This window comes from Chryseobacterium sp. CH21 (assembly GCF_004119445.1).
GTDB lineage: Bacteria > Bacteroidota > Bacteroidia > Flavobacteriales > Weeksellaceae > Chryseobacterium.
The window spans coordinates 12444-29601 of the sequence record NZ_QICI01000072.1 but is presented as its reverse complement, the minus strand read 5'-3'; the positions used below and the strand labels follow the sequence as shown (position 1 = coordinate 29601).

Annotated in this window: 13 protein-coding genes; 2 read left to right on the top strand and 11 right to left on the bottom strand. The window is 35.6% G+C overall.

The window, feature by feature from the left end:
• Window positions 1-83: 83 nt before the first annotated feature.
• The 3 genes from BOQ62_RS15805 to BOQ62_RS15795 all read right to left on the bottom strand — a co-directional run bounded on the left by BOQ62_RS15805 (window position 84) and on the right by BOQ62_RS15795 (window position 2617).
• On the bottom strand, window positions 84-749 hold the full coding sequence (locus BOQ62_RS15805; protein WP_129040989.1) for a response regulator: 666 nt from the start codon (window positions 747-749) through the stop codon (window positions 84-86).
• Between the two features lie 10 nt (window positions 750-759).
• Window positions 760-2112, bottom strand: a complete 1353-nt coding sequence (locus BOQ62_RS15800) for a sensor histidine kinase (RefSeq protein WP_129040987.1) — start codon at window positions 2110-2112, stop codon at window positions 760-762.
• Between the two features lie 205 nt (window positions 2113-2317).
• The gene (locus tag BOQ62_RS15795; RefSeq protein ID WP_129040985.1) at window positions 2318-2617 is read right to left on the bottom strand and encodes a hypothetical protein; all 300 of its coding nucleotides are present in this window, start codon (window positions 2615-2617) and stop codon (window positions 2318-2320) included.
• Between the two features lie 383 nt (window positions 2618-3000).
• On the opposite strand from BOQ62_RS15795, the gene BOQ62_RS15790 reads away from it, so the two are divergent.
• Both BOQ62_RS15790 and BOQ62_RS15785 read left to right on the top strand, forming a co-directional pair.
• A complete protein-coding gene (locus BOQ62_RS15790; RefSeq protein WP_129040984.1) occupies window positions 3001-3852 on the top strand; it encodes a hypothetical protein in 852 nt (283 codons plus the stop codon).
• Window positions 3853-3926: 74 nt separating this feature from the next.
• Window positions 3927-4199, top strand: a complete 273-nt coding sequence (locus BOQ62_RS15785) for a hypothetical protein (RefSeq protein ID WP_228414205.1) — start codon at window positions 3927-3929, stop codon at window positions 4197-4199.
• A 322-nt stretch (window positions 4200-4521) separates the two neighbouring features.
• Here BOQ62_RS15785 and msrA read toward each other — a convergent pair whose 3' ends face one another.
• The 8 genes from msrA to BOQ62_RS15745 form a co-directional block, all read right to left on the bottom strand.
• A complete protein-coding gene (msrA, locus tag BOQ62_RS15780; protein WP_129040982.1) occupies window positions 4522-5076 on the bottom strand; it encodes a peptide-methionine (S)-S-oxide reductase MsrA in 555 nt (184 codons plus the stop codon).
• Window positions 5077-5691: 615 nt separating this feature from the next.
• Window positions 5692-6660 (bottom strand): ROK family protein, encoded by a 969-nt coding sequence (locus tag BOQ62_RS15775; RefSeq protein WP_129040980.1) that lies wholly within the window; start codon window positions 6658-6660, stop codon window positions 5692-5694.
• Between the two features lie 79 nt (window positions 6661-6739).
• Complete coding sequence (locus tag BOQ62_RS15770; protein WP_129040978.1) at window positions 6740-7948, bottom strand: PepSY-associated TM helix domain-containing protein; 1209 nt, start codon at window positions 7946-7948, stop codon at window positions 6740-6742.
• Between the two features lie 51 nt (window positions 7949-7999).
• Window positions 8000-10114: a TonB-dependent receptor gene (locus tag BOQ62_RS15765; protein WP_129040976.1), complete on the bottom strand. Its 2115-nt coding sequence runs from the start codon at window positions 10112-10114 to the stop codon at window positions 8000-8002.
• The gene (locus tag BOQ62_RS15760) at window positions 10114-11313 is read right to left on the bottom strand and encodes a PepSY-associated TM helix domain-containing protein (protein WP_129040974.1); all 1200 of its coding nucleotides are present in this window, start codon (window positions 11311-11313) and stop codon (window positions 10114-10116) included. The genes BOQ62_RS15765 and BOQ62_RS15760 overlap by 1 nt, the downstream gene beginning before the upstream one ends.
• Window positions 11314-11355: 42 nt before the next feature.
• Window positions 11356-13566 carry a TonB-dependent siderophore receptor gene (locus tag BOQ62_RS15755; RefSeq protein WP_129040972.1) on the bottom strand — a complete coding sequence of 737 codons (2211 nt, stop codon included), beginning with the start codon at window positions 13564-13566 and terminating at the stop codon, window positions 11356-11358.
• Window positions 13567-13599: 33 nt separating this feature from the next.
• Window positions 13600-15807, bottom strand: a complete 2208-nt coding sequence (locus tag BOQ62_RS15750) for a TonB-dependent siderophore receptor (protein ID WP_129040970.1) — start codon at window positions 15805-15807, stop codon at window positions 13600-13602.
• A 175-nt stretch (window positions 15808-15982) separates the two neighbouring features.
• Complete coding sequence (locus tag BOQ62_RS15745; RefSeq protein WP_129040968.1) at window positions 15983-17110, bottom strand: PepSY-associated TM helix domain-containing protein; 1128 nt, start codon at window positions 17108-17110, stop codon at window positions 15983-15985.
• Window positions 17111-17158 lie beyond the last annotated feature (48 nt).

Below are 17158 nucleotides of genomic sequence, written 5' to 3'. Positions count from 1 at the left end.
TTAAAGTAAAATCCTTACGGAAAACCGTAAACAGAAAAACCTTTCATTTTTTGAAAGGTTTATATAGATTATTCTGGCAAGATTTAAATAATTCCCAAATCTTTGCAAAAGGAAACAAGCTGCTCATTGTTTGTTATCTGGAGATTTTCTTTCATGATGTTTAGCTTTTTTTCTATACTGCTTAAACTATTGGGTTTAATATCATTGTTTTGAAGATAAACAGGGATGTTTTTCTGTAAAACACCTTGGGATAAAAGAGAGACTAGTGTAATGTCATAATTGGAAAACTCATAATTATTGAGTTGTTTTACTTCCTGCTGAAGATCGAGAGACAGATAATTTTCATCCACATAGATGGAAGCAATGGCTTTTTTAAGCTCTTTCGAATCATTACGGGCTTTACGAACAAAACCATTAATACCGTACTCATTAAAAAGATTGTCGATTACTCCGGATCTATGCTCTGCTGAAAAGACAATTATTTTCAAAGATGGCTGCAGTTTTTTAACGGCTTGTATCAATTCTTTTCCATCTTTAAGCTTTTGTATATTATGATCTTCTTCAAAAGAAAGATCCGTAATTAACAAATCGTAAAGGTCATTTTCCCGAATAGACTTTTGTACTTTTGCTAATGCATCATCACAATAATAGACATAATCTGTATTGGAAATAGCAAGGTCATTAAGGGTTTTCTGTACTGAAATGCTGATGCTTTCGTGATCTTCAGCTATTAAAATTTTTTTGAACATTTTTTTGTTTTTACGATGTTGGGAATGAAATGTAAATCTTCAACCCTTTTTCTGTTGTGTTGTCAAAAATAATTTCTCCTGAGATTGTTTCAATACGGGAAACCGTATTTCTCAATCCATTTTTATACGAAAAGTTTTCAGGAACCCCAATTCCATTGTCTGTATATTGGATTTTTACCCTATTATTATTTCTTTCAAATTTGAATGCAACAAGGCTTGCATGGCTGTGTTTCTTCATATTAACAAGCAGCTCGCGGATGATTTGATAGATATTATCTTTAACAGATTCGTTTATTCCACTCCAGATATTTTTTTCATTTCCGGCAAGGAATGTATTTATTTCATCATTTTTGAATGAGCCAATAAGACCGGATATTTTCTCATCAAATTCTACAATAATTTTTGACTCTGATTTTTCGTAGGAAATATCTCTTGATTTTTCATACACAAATTCTAGTTCGTCCAGCGCTTTTTCTTTATCAAAATTTTCCTGATTTTCTATTTTGGTCATCACTTGGTAGATCCCGTTGGCAACAACGTCATGAACTTTTTTGGAAAGATGGAGCTGGTGTTCTTTTATCTCTATTTCTTTTTCTTGTTGAAGTTTTCTTTGTCTTTTTTTATAAAGAATAACAATAATAATTAATAATGCAACAACTACTGCAAGAACTAAAGAAAGCAATAAAATCTGATTTTCTTTTTCCGCTTTTTCTGCTTTAACTTTTGTGTTTTCATATTTTATAAAAGCAAATTTATTTGTGTAATTGTTACGGGTGGCTTGAATACTGTCAGACAGATTCTTATATATTTGAAAATGCTTATTGATATCTAATGGATTGTCAACATAAATTATTCTTTCAAGAGCTTCCAGTCTATCTTCAGGACTTTTGTTTATTTGAGCGATATCAAGCATTTTTTTAGCATAATAAAGTGATTTTTTCGCATCCGTTTTTTTTGTTATTTCTGCCAAATGAGAATAACTTGAATTAGCTCCCCAAAAATCATTATTTTTTAATTTAAGTTTTACTATATTTTCTATATTCACTTGTGCCTCGGCATTGTTTTCATCAAGCCATTGTATGTATTCAATATTGTCTTGGATTCTATTTTTTAAATTTAAATCTGAAAGAGTTGATAAATTAATATTTTGTAAAATATTAAGAGCATGCTTATATCTTTTCAATTTGTATTCTGCTACAGATTTGTTGTTTAATATGCTTATCCTTTTTTGTTCCGATTCAATTTTAACGGATAAAGCCATATCATACCATTCAATCGCTTGAGAATATTGATTTTGACTTAATTTTAGATTAGCCATTGTATCATACAAGGCGTAAAGACTTTCATCATTTTCTTTCATCATTTTTAGGGCCTCTACTAATGTTGATTCAGCACCTAAAAAATCACCTCTGTTTTTTGGGCGTTTGCCTGCAATATCAAACTTTTAGAGATATTAGAGAAGTCCCCTTCCTTATTATAATAACCTATTGCCTCTTGAAATTTTAGATACGCTTTAACATCGTTTTTTTCAAGAAGATTAATACCTTCATTATATAACTCATCTGCTTTTACGATATTAATGTTCGTTTCAGCCTTTTCTTTGCATGATGCAATGAAATAAAAAGAGAGAAGGGAAAAGAATAGATTTCGTAACATTTTACTAAAATAAAAAAAACCACCCTAAAAGAGTGGTCAAAATATTTATTTTTTGGGGGAAGAGTTGTTCCCGTTTCTCCGCCTGTATCACTATCCGTTCCGCTTTCTGCAGATAGTGTCGTTATCGTTGTGGGAGGTGTATTATCATTTGCTGTATTGGCATTATCGTTTGGGAATGCTAAACCTAATAGCATCAATATAATTTGGATCATTTCCTTAAAATTTTTGAAGTTTGAAACTGGTTTTCTTCCTCCCGTGATATTTTTATCTCGGGCTGTACACGATTAAAATTTCGAAGCGCTTCTTATTTTTTTGGGAAGTGAACCATCAAAAACGGAGGAAAAACATCTGCTTCCCAACCCGGAGTTCTCCTCCGTTTTATCTGGCGATTATAAAATCAGTTTTGTGAATTTGTTTTCTAATGTTTTGTTTATCACTGATTTTGTTATGGCAAAGATGGGGAGGAAAGAAAGGTAAGTGGTAGACAAAACATGGACATCGATAGACAAGATATAGACAGAAACGGATTACGGAAACCCGTAATGCGACACGGCAGAAAATCACCTATTTTGTAGTCGCTTTTTAATAACTAATTATGTCTAAAAGAAAACTACTGATTCAGGCAGTATTCGAACAAGCTAAAAGAGAATCCGGGAGAGATACAAAGAGCGGAATAGCATCCTATTTGTGGACTTATTTCGAAGAACATCTGAATTATATTATTTCAGACAAGACTTTCATCAGATATTATGAGGCTTTTTTAGAAAATGATAAAGAAGTGAATATTAATCCGGATCGTCTTGATAAACTTAGCCAATATATTGGTTATGAAAGTTTTAAATATTTTAACTGTACTTTTGAAAAAAAAGTGGAAAAGGAAGGAGACAGTACCACATCCGTCAGGTTTCTTTTAGATGGAGAAGAGGTTTCTATGCCGGAGAAAATTTTGCAGATTATTATAAAAATATCGAATAACTCCAATTTTAATGTTCCGGATTTTGTAAAAAAAAACGGGTTAGGTGTCATAGAATTTGTTTTCATCGCTCTGCTGGTTACAGGAGGTCTTGTTTTCTCAAATAAATCCAATAATAAAAACGGGAAAGAAAGGACATTCGGAATAATGTCTTTCATCAATCCGGCTAAGAGCTATATGTATTGGAACGGAGATGAATTTGTGGAAACGGATAGCAGCTATATAAGTCCTGATTTTGAAGTGGTTGCCAGAAATGAACATAAAATCAGGTATTTTAAAAGAATAACAAGAAAAGATACCATGAATGTTGAAAATTCTGTTGGCAAAACATGGTATTCAAAAGTGAATGGAAAGGTCGAATTTTTTACCATGGATGGAATTGATCCTGAGAATAAGAGAGAATTAAGAAGGGCAACGGAATACATCATCAGGAAATATTCCGGAGAAAAGCCAGAAATCACAAAGCAGGAATGAATTTCCTTCACAATTATTTAAAATTCAATTAAAACAATTCTCTCTCTATTCCTGTATTTTCGTCTTATTTTAAGATGAATAAAATAATATTCTCCTGTCTTATTTTTGTATCTATATTTTTATCAGCACAGAAACCGGTACAAATCGCATTTCTTTCTGATGTACATTTTCAGGATTTGTACGGGAGTTTTTCAGATCATAATTTTAAAGGAATTATGAATCCTGGAACAGGAAAGCCTACTATTCTGAGAGCGATGGATTCTCAATTACATTCTACAAGAATTTTCCCTATTACTCAGGCAACTATTGATGCCTCAAAAGATTTTACCCAGAATCCAGGATATTAGTTTCTTTTTATAAATAATTATTTTTTGCGTCAAACAAGAAGCGAAGAGATTTCCCCTTCGCTTCTGTTATTTTTATATGGGTTTGTAAATATCCTGCTAAAATTTTGATAATGATATTAAAGATTAATAGGAGTGAAGCTGTCTCAAAAGTGTCATTCCAAACGAAATGAAATGTAGTGAAGAATCTCATAGATTTGGTTCTTAATAAGATTCTTCCTTTGTCAGAATGACAAAAGCCAAATTATTTAGCTTTTGATGCAATTTCTCTTAACCAAATATATGCAATCAATTCGGCTTTAGCCGAAACTTAAAATATCACATTTTATTCTGCATTCAACATTCCCAGCTCTCCGAAATGTTTTTTGAATTTCTGGATTTTAGGACCTACCACAGCGCTGCAATAAGGCTGTGTTGGGTTTTCGTTGTAATATCCCTGATGATATTGTTCTGCAGCCCAGAATGTATCGAATTGAGTTAATTCCGTTACATAAGTTCCAGCCCATCTTCCTGACTCCTGAGACACTTTGATGGCTTCTTCAGCTTTTGCTTTTTCAGCATCGTCTTTATAATAAATTACAGATCGGTATTGAGTCCCGATATCATTTCCTTGTCTGTTTAATTGAGTAGGATCATGAAGGAAGAAAAATACATCCATTAACTGTTCGTAAGAAATAACAGCAGGGTCATAAGTAATCTGTACCACTTCTGCATGTCCTGTTTCTCCTGTACAAACTTCCTGATATGTCGGATTATCTTTATGTCCTCCGGAATATCCTGAAATGGCAGAATGTACTCCTTTCAGCATATTGAAACAGCTTTCTACACACCAGAAGCATCCGCCACCGAAAGTTATCTGGTCTAAATTATTGTTGTCCATTTTTGGTAATTATATTGTTGTGTTATCTTTTCCAGATCCGGAAAAAGCTGATCAAAAGTATGAAAAACTTTTTCATTTGAACAGGATTTTATGTCTTAAACTCAAATTACAATGATAGATGTGACAAATGGTTTTCAACTCGATTGTGAAGCATTTTATAGACGAATATAAGAGGTTAAGATGAAAGAGATAATGTCAACAGTCTTTCAAAGCATGTAGTATTAGCGGTGTCATGCTGAGCGTAGTCGAAGCATCTCAATTAGGATGAATAATATTCTCCCATTTAATTTTAAACACAAATATCACCAATGTTTTCACAAATAAGCACAAGGAAAACAAAACGTACTCATCTGTAAATGTACGATGACAGAAATAATGTCAAAAGTCTCTTAAAGCATGTAGTATTAGCGGTGTCATGCTGAGCGTAGTCGAAGCATCTCAATTAGGATGAATAATATTCTCCCATTTTAATTTTAAACACAAATATCACCAATGTTTTCACAAATAAACACAAGGAAAACAAAGCGCAATCATCTGTGAAAATCTGTGCAATCTGCGGGAAAAACAAAAGCATCCCTAAAAAAGGATGCTCAGTATTATTTAGAAGATGTTCAGTTATTTTTCCCAAACCAAAGCACTCGCTCCAAGAATAGCAGCATCTGCTTCGTCAAGTTCACTGAATACCAGTTTTACTTTATTTCTGAAAATTGGAAGAAGGTTTCTTTCCATATGAAGCTTAGCAGGTTTTAAAATAAAATCTCCAGCTTTGATCACTCCTCCGAAAAGAAGAATAGCTTGCGGTGAAGAAAACATTACAAAATTAGCTAATGCTTCACCCAGTTTCTGACCTGTATATCTGAAAACCTCAATAGCAATAGGGTCTTCTTTAACAGCACACTCGTATACTGTTTTAGAATTAATAGCATCTTCAGGGTACTGATTCAGCATAGATTCCGGGAATTCGGCTCTCATTTTTTTTGCTGTAATGGTAATTCCGGTTGCAGAGGCGTACGCTTCCAGACTTCCTTCAGAACCTGTACTCCAGTGTTTTCTACCACCTGGTTTTACAATCGTATGTCCTAATTCTCCGGCAAACCCGTCATGTCCATAGATTAAGCTTCCGTTGGCAATGATTCCACTTCCTACTCCTGTTCCCAGTGTGATCATGATGAAATCCTTCATTCCTCTTGCCGCTCCGAAAAGCATTTCTCCAAGGGCTGCAGCATTGGCATCATTGGTTACTGTACAAGGAAGATTGAATTTTGCAGTCATCAGCTCAGCAAATGGAATTACTCCTTTCCAAGGTAGATTGGGTGCAAGTTCTATGGTTCCTTTATAATAATTCGCATTGGGAGCGCCTACTCCGATTCCGTCAAAATGTGCTTCTGCGCCATATTTTTCCATCATTGGACGAACATGTTCATATAAAGCGTCAATGAAATCTTCTACTTTATCGTAAGCATCAGTTCTAAGATTTCCTTTATCCAGAACTTCTCCACGGTGGTTTACGATTCCGAATTTAGTATTGGTTCCGCCGATGTCAACTCCAAGGGCAACTTGTTTTGATAAATCTATTAATGACATTTCTATTATTAAATTCTAAGGGCTAAAATTATAAAAAAGATTGTATTAATGGATTATTAACTCCGTTTTATTTAATATGTTAAACCGTTTTTACTGTTTTTTTCTTTTTTCTTCCCCACCAGATCATAAATCCGGTTACCGGAAGAGAGGCGCAGATAATACTTACAATAAAAGCAATAATCTTGGTAGGAAGCCCTAGAATAGCTCCTACGTGAATATCATAATTGGCATTCACAACTTTTTCCCCAAAGTTTTTATCTTTCGGATCATGAGTATGAAGCAATTCTCCTGAGTTTTCATCAAAGATTAAGCTGCTGCTTTTATGATAAGAATAGGAAAGATGTTTCACATATACCTCAAAGTTAGGATGTTCATGATCATCCATGTGTGGATGACCTAAATCTATAGCAAAACCATAAGAATCCGGATATTTTGTCTGTACCGTATTAATGATTTTATCTAATGTTCCTTCTGTTCTCAGTTCAATGGGAGCCTTTGTTTTAATGTGTGAGAAGTCCGGATACTTGGTTTCTCCACCGGAAAATATCACATAGATCATGGCCTGAACTACAAAAAATGCATAGAACAGTCCTGTAATAGAGAATATTAAAGCAAAAATAGAGGCATAAAATCCTAAGACATTATGAAGGTCATAGTTCTTTCGTTTCCAGCTTTTAATGTTTTTCCACTTGAAGGCAAAACGTTGTTTTCTTGCTGCTTTGTTTTTAGGCCACCAAAGAATAATCCCGGAAATCAGCATAATGATAAAAATGATAACAGGAATCCCCACGACATAAGTTCCCCAATCCTGTTTCAAAAGGTAGCTCCAGTGGATCATTTTTACAATATTGAAGAAACCGTTTTTCTCATCATATACTCTCAGTACTTTCCCTGTATATGGGTTTACATAGGCCTGTTTGTAGATGGGAAATTCATCAAAATAATTCCAGGCATCTGTATTATGCTCATACCAGAAGAACATATAAGACTGCGTTTTGTCAATAGGAACATTTACCCAATGGATGGGATATTTCTCTTTTACCTGCTCTGCGACAGCTTTTTCCATCACTCGGATAGGAAGAACCTGTTTCTGTTCGATATTTTGTTCATGGTGGTATATAACATCTTTTCGGGTGATGTTTTCCACTTCATCTTTAAAAACGTATAATGCTCCGGTAATAGAGATAATAAAGATCAGAAAACCTATTCCCAATCCGAACCAAAGGTGCAGTTTGGCAGACCATTTTTTGAAAAAGCCGGGTTTCTTTTTATGATGATTTTTCTTCATATAGCAGTAAAAAGTAAAGCAAAGATATGCTTTACTTTTTATTTAGATTAATTAAAACTTGTATTCTATCATGAATGTCCCTCTCAATCCAAGAGCATTCGTGAAATCACTGTCTCTGGCAGTCCACCATGAAATTGCAGGCTGGTATACTTTGTTAAATAGGTTTTCAATCCCTAATGACAGTCTCCAGTTATTGCTTACTTCATAACTAGATTTGAAGTTAAAAATGGTATATTCAGGAACATATCCTTCACCGTAAGCATACAATCCTGTTTTAGCATTCGGTTCAAATCTGTTTTGCTGGAAAGAGTGAAGCATATCAAGACCAACGGATAGAGCGGGAACTGGTCTTGCCTGAACATAAGCCAATACTTTAGGTGCAGAAATTCTGCTGTTGTTGATCTTTGCAGAATAATCACCATCATCTTTTACAGAGGTAATTCCTTCCATCCAGCTGTAGCTTCCACCAAACTGAATCCATTTTGTAGGAGTAAAGTGTAAAAATCCTTCAACACCATATACAATTTCCGGTGATCTCTGAATCATTAATGCTCTGTCTGGACTTTGTACGAATGAGGCTCCTAATTTAGATGTACTCACATAAGAAGTTAATTCATAATTTAACCAACTTGAAAGCTGCCCTGTGGCGCCCAATTCATAATTGTTAACGATAATTGGTTTTGTTTCCAGGCTATTGATGGTTTCAGAAGTTGAGGTTCTTAAAATTCTTCCTAACTCATTGATAGAGTAGGCTTGTGAGAAGCTTCCGAAAAGGTTGATGTAAGGCTCAATATTATAACGGAGACCAATATTTCCTACTAAAGCATTATAACTCAGTTTTCCACCGGCTACAGGAATACTTTTGGTGAAAGTTCCGTCACTTTTCAGCGTGGAAAGCGTATTGAAGTCGTCTACATTTACTTTGATGTTTTCGTAGCGAAGTCCCCCTTTAATGGTGAACTTTTTAAACAGATCAATTTTTGCCAATACAAAGGGAGCAATATTGGTCATGCTCATATTGGGAGTCCAGAAACGCCCGTCTTCCAGCTTTTGAACCGTTTCATCATTCAGAATATCAGCTCCGTAGATGATTTCTGCCTGAGAGTTCGCCGAGTTCCAAAGCTGGGTATCAAAATTAAATCTTGCTCCTGCTTTTTTTGAAATCACATTAGACTGTCCACCATTGAAAAAGGTGTCACTGTATCCATAAACGGTTTTGAAATCCTGATAATAAAGGTTGATATTCAAAGACGTTCCTGCAAACAGGTTTTTATTGTCGTAGCTCACTCTGATGTTATGGTTTTTTGGAGTTCCCTGAGGAGTTGTTTCCAATCCTTTTCCAATTCCTTCACCAATGGTGGGCGTGATGCCGTATTTCCCTGTTTTTAATCCTACATTCAGATCTGATCTTGAAGAATATCCGATGTAAGAGGCTTCAATTCTTTGATTTTCGTTGATGTCATACCCTACTTTCAGCAATCCGTTGTAGTTGTCCATCTTCGCAATACTGTAGGTTGGGCTTATCAAAACTCCATCTCCGTCTTTTGTATAGCCTGTTCTTTCGTAGGCTAATGAAAGGGTATAGTCGAATTTATTGATCTTTCCGGATAACAGCTGGCTGGCTCTTACTCCTAAAGTACCGCCGTAAGGCTGTCCCGTAAGACCGATCTGTGAAATTCCGGAGATCTTTTTATCTGATTTGTTTCTTTTCGTAATATAATTGATGATCCCTCCGTCTGCACCGTTACCATAAATGGAAGATGCTCCTTTAATCACCTCGATTCTTTCGATAGCTGAAGGATCGATAGTCCTTAAATCTCTTGCTCCGTTACGAAGTGGGGTAGACTGTGGAATACCATCAATCAAAACCAAAACCTGACGACCTCTTAACGTCTGCCCCGAGTTGGAGGTCTGCCCTGAATTGGTTCCTAAGCTGGGAACGGTATACTGCAGGATGCTTGTAATATCTGAGTTCACAGTCAGCTGAGACTGAATCTGTTTTTCTCCTACGACAGTGATTGAGCTTGGAACTTCTTTGATGTTTTCCTTTTTTCTGGAGGCCGTCATGACAACCTCGTCTACATTTTTAGTTTGTAGGGTATCTTTTACCTGGGCAAAAACGGTAGTAGTTCCTAAGCAGGCAGCTGATAAAAGCGCTTTTTTCATTATATTTTCTTTCCTTTTTTCTTTCTTTTTCCCCACCAAACCAGAAATCCGGTTACAGGGAGTGATGTACATGTGAGGCCCGCCATAAACCAGATGATTTTTCCAATGATTCCGAAGTAGGATCCGGTATGGATATCATAATTGGCGTTGGAATATTTTTCGGCGGTACTGAGATTGTGATGAGGTTTGTTGGCCAGTAGTTTTCCGGAGTATTTGTCGAATGTCAGGATGTTTCTTTCACTGTATCTTCCATCTAGTCCGTAAACTGTTACCGGAAGGTTTTTCAGCTCTTTTCCTTTTTTATTCTTTCCGTTTAGATTAATTCTGAAGCTGGATGATTTTGCGTACAATTTTTCAGTCTGTGCTGCAGCAAGATCGAAAACCGCTTCATTTTTTGCCATCAGGGAGTCCGGAGATTTTCTTTCTTTTTCTTTTGGAAGTTCCCATGAACCGGATAAAGCAAAAGTAAAAGTGTTTTTTACATAGGGATAAGCAAAATAAAGCCCTGTAACACTTAATAGCAATGCGATAAATGATGCATAGAATCCTAAGATATTATGAAGATCGTAGTTTTTACGCTTCCAGTTTTTTACATTTTCCCAGTTGAACCAAAAACGTCCTTTTCTGGCGTTTTTATTTTTAGGCCACCATAAAATGATTCCTGTAATCAGCATAACGATAAAAAGAACGGTTGGAATTCCTACGGTATACGGTCCCCATTCTGAATTAAGTAGAAGTCCCCAGTGAAGATATTTCAAAATACTGAAGATATCATATTTTTCATTGTAAACAGCAAGAATTTGTCCGGTATACGGATTCACATAGACCAGCTTGTTGATACGTACCTGCTGAAAATAATTCCATCCCTTTTTGCTTTTGTCATAATACTCAAACTGATAGGATTTGTTTTTGTGCAACGGAATTTCTACAGCACTTACAGGATACTTTTCATTAAGTTCCAGTGATACTTTTTCACGAAGCAGATTAATAGGTAAAGGCTTTGTCCCAATATCCTCTTTTTTCAGATAAATGGCTTCTTTGCGTAAGCTATTCTGTATTTCATCCTTAAAAACATATAAAGTCCCTGAAAGAGAGACTATAAATACAATCAAACCAACAGATAAACCAAACCACAAATGCAGCTTGGCAGACCATTTTTTTGAAGGAGCTTTCTTTTTCTGGTGATGCTTTTTTGTCATAGCAAAAAGTTAACCCCGTGAGGGGCTAACCTTTGATTTTTTTTAAAATTTATATCCGATTGATAATCTGAAATTTCTTGGAGCATCTGCTTGATAGTAGTAATATCCTGCATACGGCGAACCAGAATATAAATACCTGTTAAAGATATTGAATACATTGAAGTTCACTCTGAATTTTGAATTTTCCCAAGAAGCCCCTGCATCAAATTTTACATAATCATCCATTTGTAAGGTGTTTTTGCTTCCCCAATCCCAGCTGCTTCTATCAGCCATATAGGTTCCTCCGAAGCTTAAACCGAAACCTTCAAGAATACTATTGCTGAAAGTATAGTTTAGCCAGCCATTTGCTGTATGTTTAGCATATCCGGGAACTCTGTCTCCTTCTTTTCTTGTAGCTGTTGTTTCGGTAAATTTATTTTCTGTAAAGGCATAATTGAAGATAGCATTGAATCCTTTTACAATTTCTCCCTTAAGGTCAAATTCTACTCCCTGTACTCTTGTTTTTCCAAGAAGAATAGAATATTTGCCATTCGGATTATTTGTAAAGTCTGGATCACCTGTGATTTCATTATTTTTATTAATGTTATATAATGAAAGGACCGTATTCCATTTACCGGCAAACCAATCTTTCTTGAACCCTATCTCAATATTATTCCCGGTAAGTGGTGATGCTGTTGTTCCATCTCTGAACAGGCCTGCTTGTGGTACAAATGACTGATCATATAATGCATAAGCAGACATATTTTCGTCTATTGAGTAGCTTAATCCAATACGAGGAGTAATTCTGTTTGCTTCTGACTTTGTTCCATAGTTTACTTCTTTTACATTGGTGTAACGAGCTGCTAATGTAAGTCTTAATGCATCATTGAAGAAGCCTAGTTCATCTTGTAAGTATAACCCTGTATATTTCTGATCGATTGTACTACCAGCACCTGCTCTTACTGAAAGTGGGGTAGATTTGTTAAATGTTTTATAAGCTGCAGTATTGTTTGGCCCATAATAAGAACCTTCTCCATTACTATCATAATTATTGGTATCAATGTTATACCAATAGCTGTGATCAGCCACATTATTATTGATGGCATCAAAATCTCCATTCGCATTAAACTTATCCAAATTATATCCCTGTGACCAGTCTGCCATATATTTTTTGCTTCCAAGGTCAAGTCCAGCTAATATTTTGTGTGAAACAGGCCCGGTTTTTACAAGACCGTTTAAGAAAACCTGTCCAAATTTCATTGTATTGTCAGCTTCCCAATAATTTAAACGACGGATCATATAGTTTCCTTCAAACATACTTGGCCAAAGGTCGCTTCCCATCGTATATTCGTTTACATACGTTAACTGGGAGGTTAATTTCCAGTTTTCATTAAAATTATGCTGTAAATTGACATTTACTGTATTGTTATCAACTTTAGTTGGATCAATGCCGGGATCTGTAAGAGTATATTCAACAGGCTTTGCTTTATATCCCAGATAACTGAATACATATGCTGAACCCACCTCAGACATTTTCGCTTTCTGATAAATATATTCAGCCGTTAAAGTTGTTTTATCACTTAGCTTTACTTTTAATGAAGGATTGATAATATATCTGTCATTGAATTCATAGTCTCTGAAACTGTTTTTATTCTGAGCCATTAAATTTAATCTAAAAGCAACTTTATCGGTAATTTTAGTATCAACATCTGCCTCTCCGCGGTACATATTAAAGCTTCCGAATGTTACTCTTGCGGTACCATTCAACGCATTTCCAGTTGGTTTTTTAGTCACAATATTATAAATACCGCTTGGTTCACCGTTTGACATTAAGAATCCTGAAGGCCCTTTGATAAATTCAATGTGATCCACATAGCTCATGTCTTCACTTAAAGGTCCCCAATTTGAAGTTACATTTACTCCATTCATGAAAGCTGCTGCTCTCGCACCTCTCATATTGACTCTTGTATACATATCTCCCCAGTGTTCTAATCTCTGAGCTCCGGCAACGTTTCTTAGAACTCCATCGCTTAATGTTGTTACCTGTTGATCCTCTAAAGCTTTGTTAGTAATAATTGAAATGTTTTGAGGTATTTTGATAAGAGCTTCATCCAATCGAAGAGAAGAAGAACCCTGTTTTTCTACATATTTTTTATAGTATCTTCCGTTAACAACTACTTCTTCAATATCGTTGGATTTGATGGTGTCTTTTTTTTCCTGTGCAAAATTTAACATGGAAGTTAATAATGCAGCTCCTATTGTTATTCTTTTCATTGTTTATAAAGGGAGTAATTTATTCTAACAGTTTTAAAATTTATAAGTGAAGCTTCCTAATACATTGGCAAGAGCCTGAGCATTGGCAGTTGTATATCCGCTCCAGTAATGTTCGTTGGTAAAGTTGTCTACTTTTACCCCGATTCTGAATTTTTTGGTATCGTAAAAAGCGTTAGCATTTAATACCAGATATTTTGGAAGGATGAAAGTTCCCATTGTTGTTGAGTTCACAATCTTGTTGTCACTCGCATAGTTTCCTCCGACTCCGAACCCAAGACCTTTTAATTTTCCATCAAGGAACTGGTAGCTTGCATTGAAGTTAACCAACCATGGAGATGATGCTGTAGCAGGTCTTCTTCCGATTACCGTATTATCAGCTTCTGTATATTTCATATCGTTGTAGCTTACTCCGGCAATTACAGAGAATCCTTTGATCAGATAAGCGTTTGCTTCCAGTTCTACTCCCTGGCTTCTCAATAAACCGGCCTGGTTTTGTACAGCCTGTCCTGTTCCTGTCATTTCACCCGTATTAAGAAGGGTATTTTTTACCTGAATATTGTAGTAGCTTAAAGTTGTACTAACTCTTCCTTTAATAAGGTTTGTTTTGATACCACCTTCAAACTGATTAGCTCTTTCAGGAGTTGAAAGCGTTACATTTCCAGCTTTGTCTGAAGTATAATATCCATTGACCGTAAAGCTGTTCTGGTAATTTCCAAATACGGATAACTTTTCAGGAAGAATTTGGTATACAACTCCAAATTTTGGAGACCATGCTCCCTGCTTGTATTCAGCTGTTTTATTTTGTCCTACCTGTCCGCCTTTGTAGTTATTCGTTTCATATCGTACCGAAGTAAGAATGTTAAGCCCTGTTACAGGTGTAATAACATTAGAAATATAACCACTATAAGTGTCTTTTTTACCAGCGCTTATATAGGTGTTGTTTTTTTCAAAATCAGGTTGGCTTCTAAGGTTGTCGTACATTGCTCCTAATGTCTGCCTGTTCATATTGGTATAGTCTGTACCAGTGAAAGGAACCCAGTCAAAATTAGTGAACATAAAGTATTGGTTGTCATTCAGTCTCATATAATCGAAACCGGCAACCGTTCTGTTTCTTACGCTTCCGATATTAAAATCAAAATTGAAGTTCTGCTGAACCTGGAAATACGTTCTTTTGCTGTCTTTAGTTGACTGGTCCGCTCTTACAACTCCCAATTCTGTATCTGTAGGAATTCCTGTTACCATGCCTTTTGGAGCAAAATAGAAATAAGGATTAAATCCGTCTGAGTAAGAATAAGAAGTACTTACATTAGTAGAGGATTTGATGTGTTCATTAATCTTATAATTAACCTGTCCAAAGAAGTTTCTGGCTCTACCAATAGTTTTAAGACCTTCTCCTGTGTAAGATTGCTTATAGTTATAACCCAATTTTTCCAGTTTGTCCATACTGTCTGCACCAAGCTGTGCACTCGGAACATAGAAGAAAAAAGCTGTTTCAGGATATGAATTGGTTTCAAACATCTCCAGCTCAGCATTAATCTCTAAATTATCCGTAGGACGATAAGTAATAGATGGAGTGAATGCGTAGAAAGAGTTCTTAGCATTGGTTCTCTGGAAAGTTCCCTGGTTGGTATAGGCTGTATTTAATCTGAATAATAATTTTTTATCTTTTGTAAGTGGTGCATTCACATCTGCCTGTACTCTGTAGTAGTTATAACTTCCTCCTGCCAGAGAAACAGCACCTGCAAAAGTTTCAAATGGTTTTTTAGTGACTCTGTTCACAACACCTCCGTAAGAAGTCACATTACTTCCGAACAAAGTAGCAGAAGGACCTTTTAAAACTTCAATTCTTTCTACGTTAATAGCATCCATAGAAGTAGTGATAGGAGCAACCATACCATTTCTGATAGAGTTTCCAGCTACAAAACCTCTTAAGTTAAGATAAATACCTCCGTCTCCGGCTCTGTTTGTAGCACTCCACATTTTCTGTGCACCTGCCACATTCCTGAAAGCATCATCTACAGTAAATAACAATTGATTCTCCAACACTCCTTTGTCAATGGAAGAATATACCTGTGGATCCTCTATTGCTTTCAAAGGCATCTTATTAGAGTATTCACTGTCTTTTTTCACATAAGTGTTGATGATTACTTCATCAATGCTTTTCGTTTTCAGAGTATCTTTCTGCTGTGCAAGAACAACTACGCTTGAAAGTATAGATACACTCAGTATTATCTTTTTCATTGGATAGGATTATTTATAATAGTGTTTAATAATCAAAAATAGCGGGACAGAAAGCGTGAGCCATCCTAATATATCCCATATGCCGTCACCTAATAATGCTGCAATTAATCCAAAAATGGATAAGAGAGCCAATAGGATGGGCATTCCCCAAAGTTTTAGAAATGTTCTTTTCATTTTAAATCTCTTTTGGGGTTAATATTCTCATTTGCTGTTTTTCAGCTTTTCTTCTTGCAATCCACAGATACAGACCTGTGATCATAACAAGAATGGTAAAAACGTCAAAAACCGTCCATACAATTTTCAGGATCATTCCTCCATAATTTCCAAAATGAAGAGGTTCTGATATAAAAAGTGCATTCACATACCATGGCATGTCTCTGGAATCTGTTACGGTTCCTGTTTTGGCATCTATGAGTACGGGTTTTAAAAGTTTTGAGGTGAGTTCTGTATTACCACGCATAAAAACTGCGTAATGGTGCTTACTTGTAAAATCTGTTCCGGGAAAGGCTATTACAGATACTTTCATATCTTTTATTGTATTTTCCGCAGACTTTTTGGCATCTTCCAATGAACTGAAATCACCTGTCAATGGTTTTTGATTTTTGTAAGGAGCTGTCATTTCTGCAAGCTGTCCTTGCTGCCAAAGACCTACAATAACATCGGAAAGGGTATTAATGATCCCTGTAAATCCTACCACAACCATCCAGGCTGTGATGGCAATACCTAGTAAATTGTGCGTATCCAGCCATTTAAGTCTTTTTGATTTGTTTTTACGAACCATTCCGAAATCATATTTCTTCATAATAGGGCCGTACAAAACGATTCCTGATACAATGGAAATCATGAAAAGCATTCCCATCAGTCCTAGAAAAAGTTTTCCCGGAATTCCGAGAAACATATCTGTATGAAGCTTGAGGATAATGTTCATTAGTCCATCCGTTCTGGGAGCTCCTAAAATTTCACCGGTATATTCGTTTAAAACTAAATATTTGCTTTTTTCATAAGGAGCATTAGGTTTGTCAACAACATCAAAAAGGACCTTATTTTTTTCATTTTCGTCCCAAAAAACATATCTTACCTTTTCTCCCGGGTATTTTGACTCTGCTATCTGAGCAAGTTTATCTAAGCTTAATTTCTGAGTATTCTGAGCTATAGCTTCTTTATTGTTTTCTAAAAGATGCTCTATTTCTTCATGAAAAATCAACGGCAACCCCGTTAAACAGAGATACAGCAGAAAAACGGTACAGATAAGGCTCGTCCATTTATGCCAATTAAACCAGCGCTTTGCAGTTTTTAGCCTCATGAAGCAGTCAAATTTTTTGCAAATATATTATTTTTAAGTATTCTAAAT

Coding starts and splice junctions, on each gene's coding strand:
- BOQ62_RS15805 (WP_129040989.1), bottom strand. CDS start 749: ATGTTCAAAAAAATTTTAATAGCTGAAGATCACGAAAGCATCAGCATT.
- BOQ62_RS15800 (WP_129040987.1), bottom strand. CDS start 2,112: ATGATGAAAGAAAATGATGAAAGTCTTTACGCCTTGTATGATACAATG.
- BOQ62_RS15795 (WP_129040985.1), bottom strand. CDS start 2,617: ATGATCCAAATTATATTGATGCTATTAGGTTTAGCATTCCCAAACGAT.
- BOQ62_RS15790 (WP_129040984.1), top strand. CDS start 3,001: ATGTCTAAAAGAAAACTACTGATTCAGGCAGTATTCGAACAAGCTAAA.
- BOQ62_RS15785 (WP_228414205.1), top strand. CDS start 3,927: ATGAATAAAATAATATTCTCCTGTCTTATTTTTGTATCTATATTTTTA.
- msrA (WP_129040982.1), bottom strand. CDS start 5,076: ATGGACAACAATAATTTAGACCAGATAACTTTCGGTGGCGGATGCTTC.
- BOQ62_RS15775 (WP_129040980.1), bottom strand. CDS start 6,660: ATGTCATTAATAGATTTATCAAAACAAGTTGCCCTTGGAGTTGACATC.
- BOQ62_RS15770 (WP_129040978.1), bottom strand. CDS start 7,948: ATGAAGAAAAATCATCATAAAAAGAAACCCGGCTTTTTCAAAAAATGG.
- BOQ62_RS15765 (WP_129040976.1), bottom strand. CDS start 10,114: ATGAAAAAAGCGCTTTTATCAGCTGCCTGCTTAGGAACTACTACCGTT.
- BOQ62_RS15760 (WP_129040974.1), bottom strand. CDS start 11,313: ATGACAAAAAAGCATCACCAGAAAAAGAAAGCTCCTTCAAAAAAATGG.
- BOQ62_RS15755 (WP_129040972.1), bottom strand. CDS start 13,566: ATGAAAAGAATAACAATAGGAGCTGCATTATTAACTTCCATGTTAAAT.
- BOQ62_RS15750 (WP_129040970.1), bottom strand. CDS start 15,807: ATGAAAAAGATAATACTGAGTGTATCTATACTTTCAAGCGTAGTTGTT.
- BOQ62_RS15745 (WP_129040968.1), bottom strand. CDS start 17,110: ATGAGGCTAAAAACTGCAAAGCGCTGGTTTAATTGGCATAAATGGACG.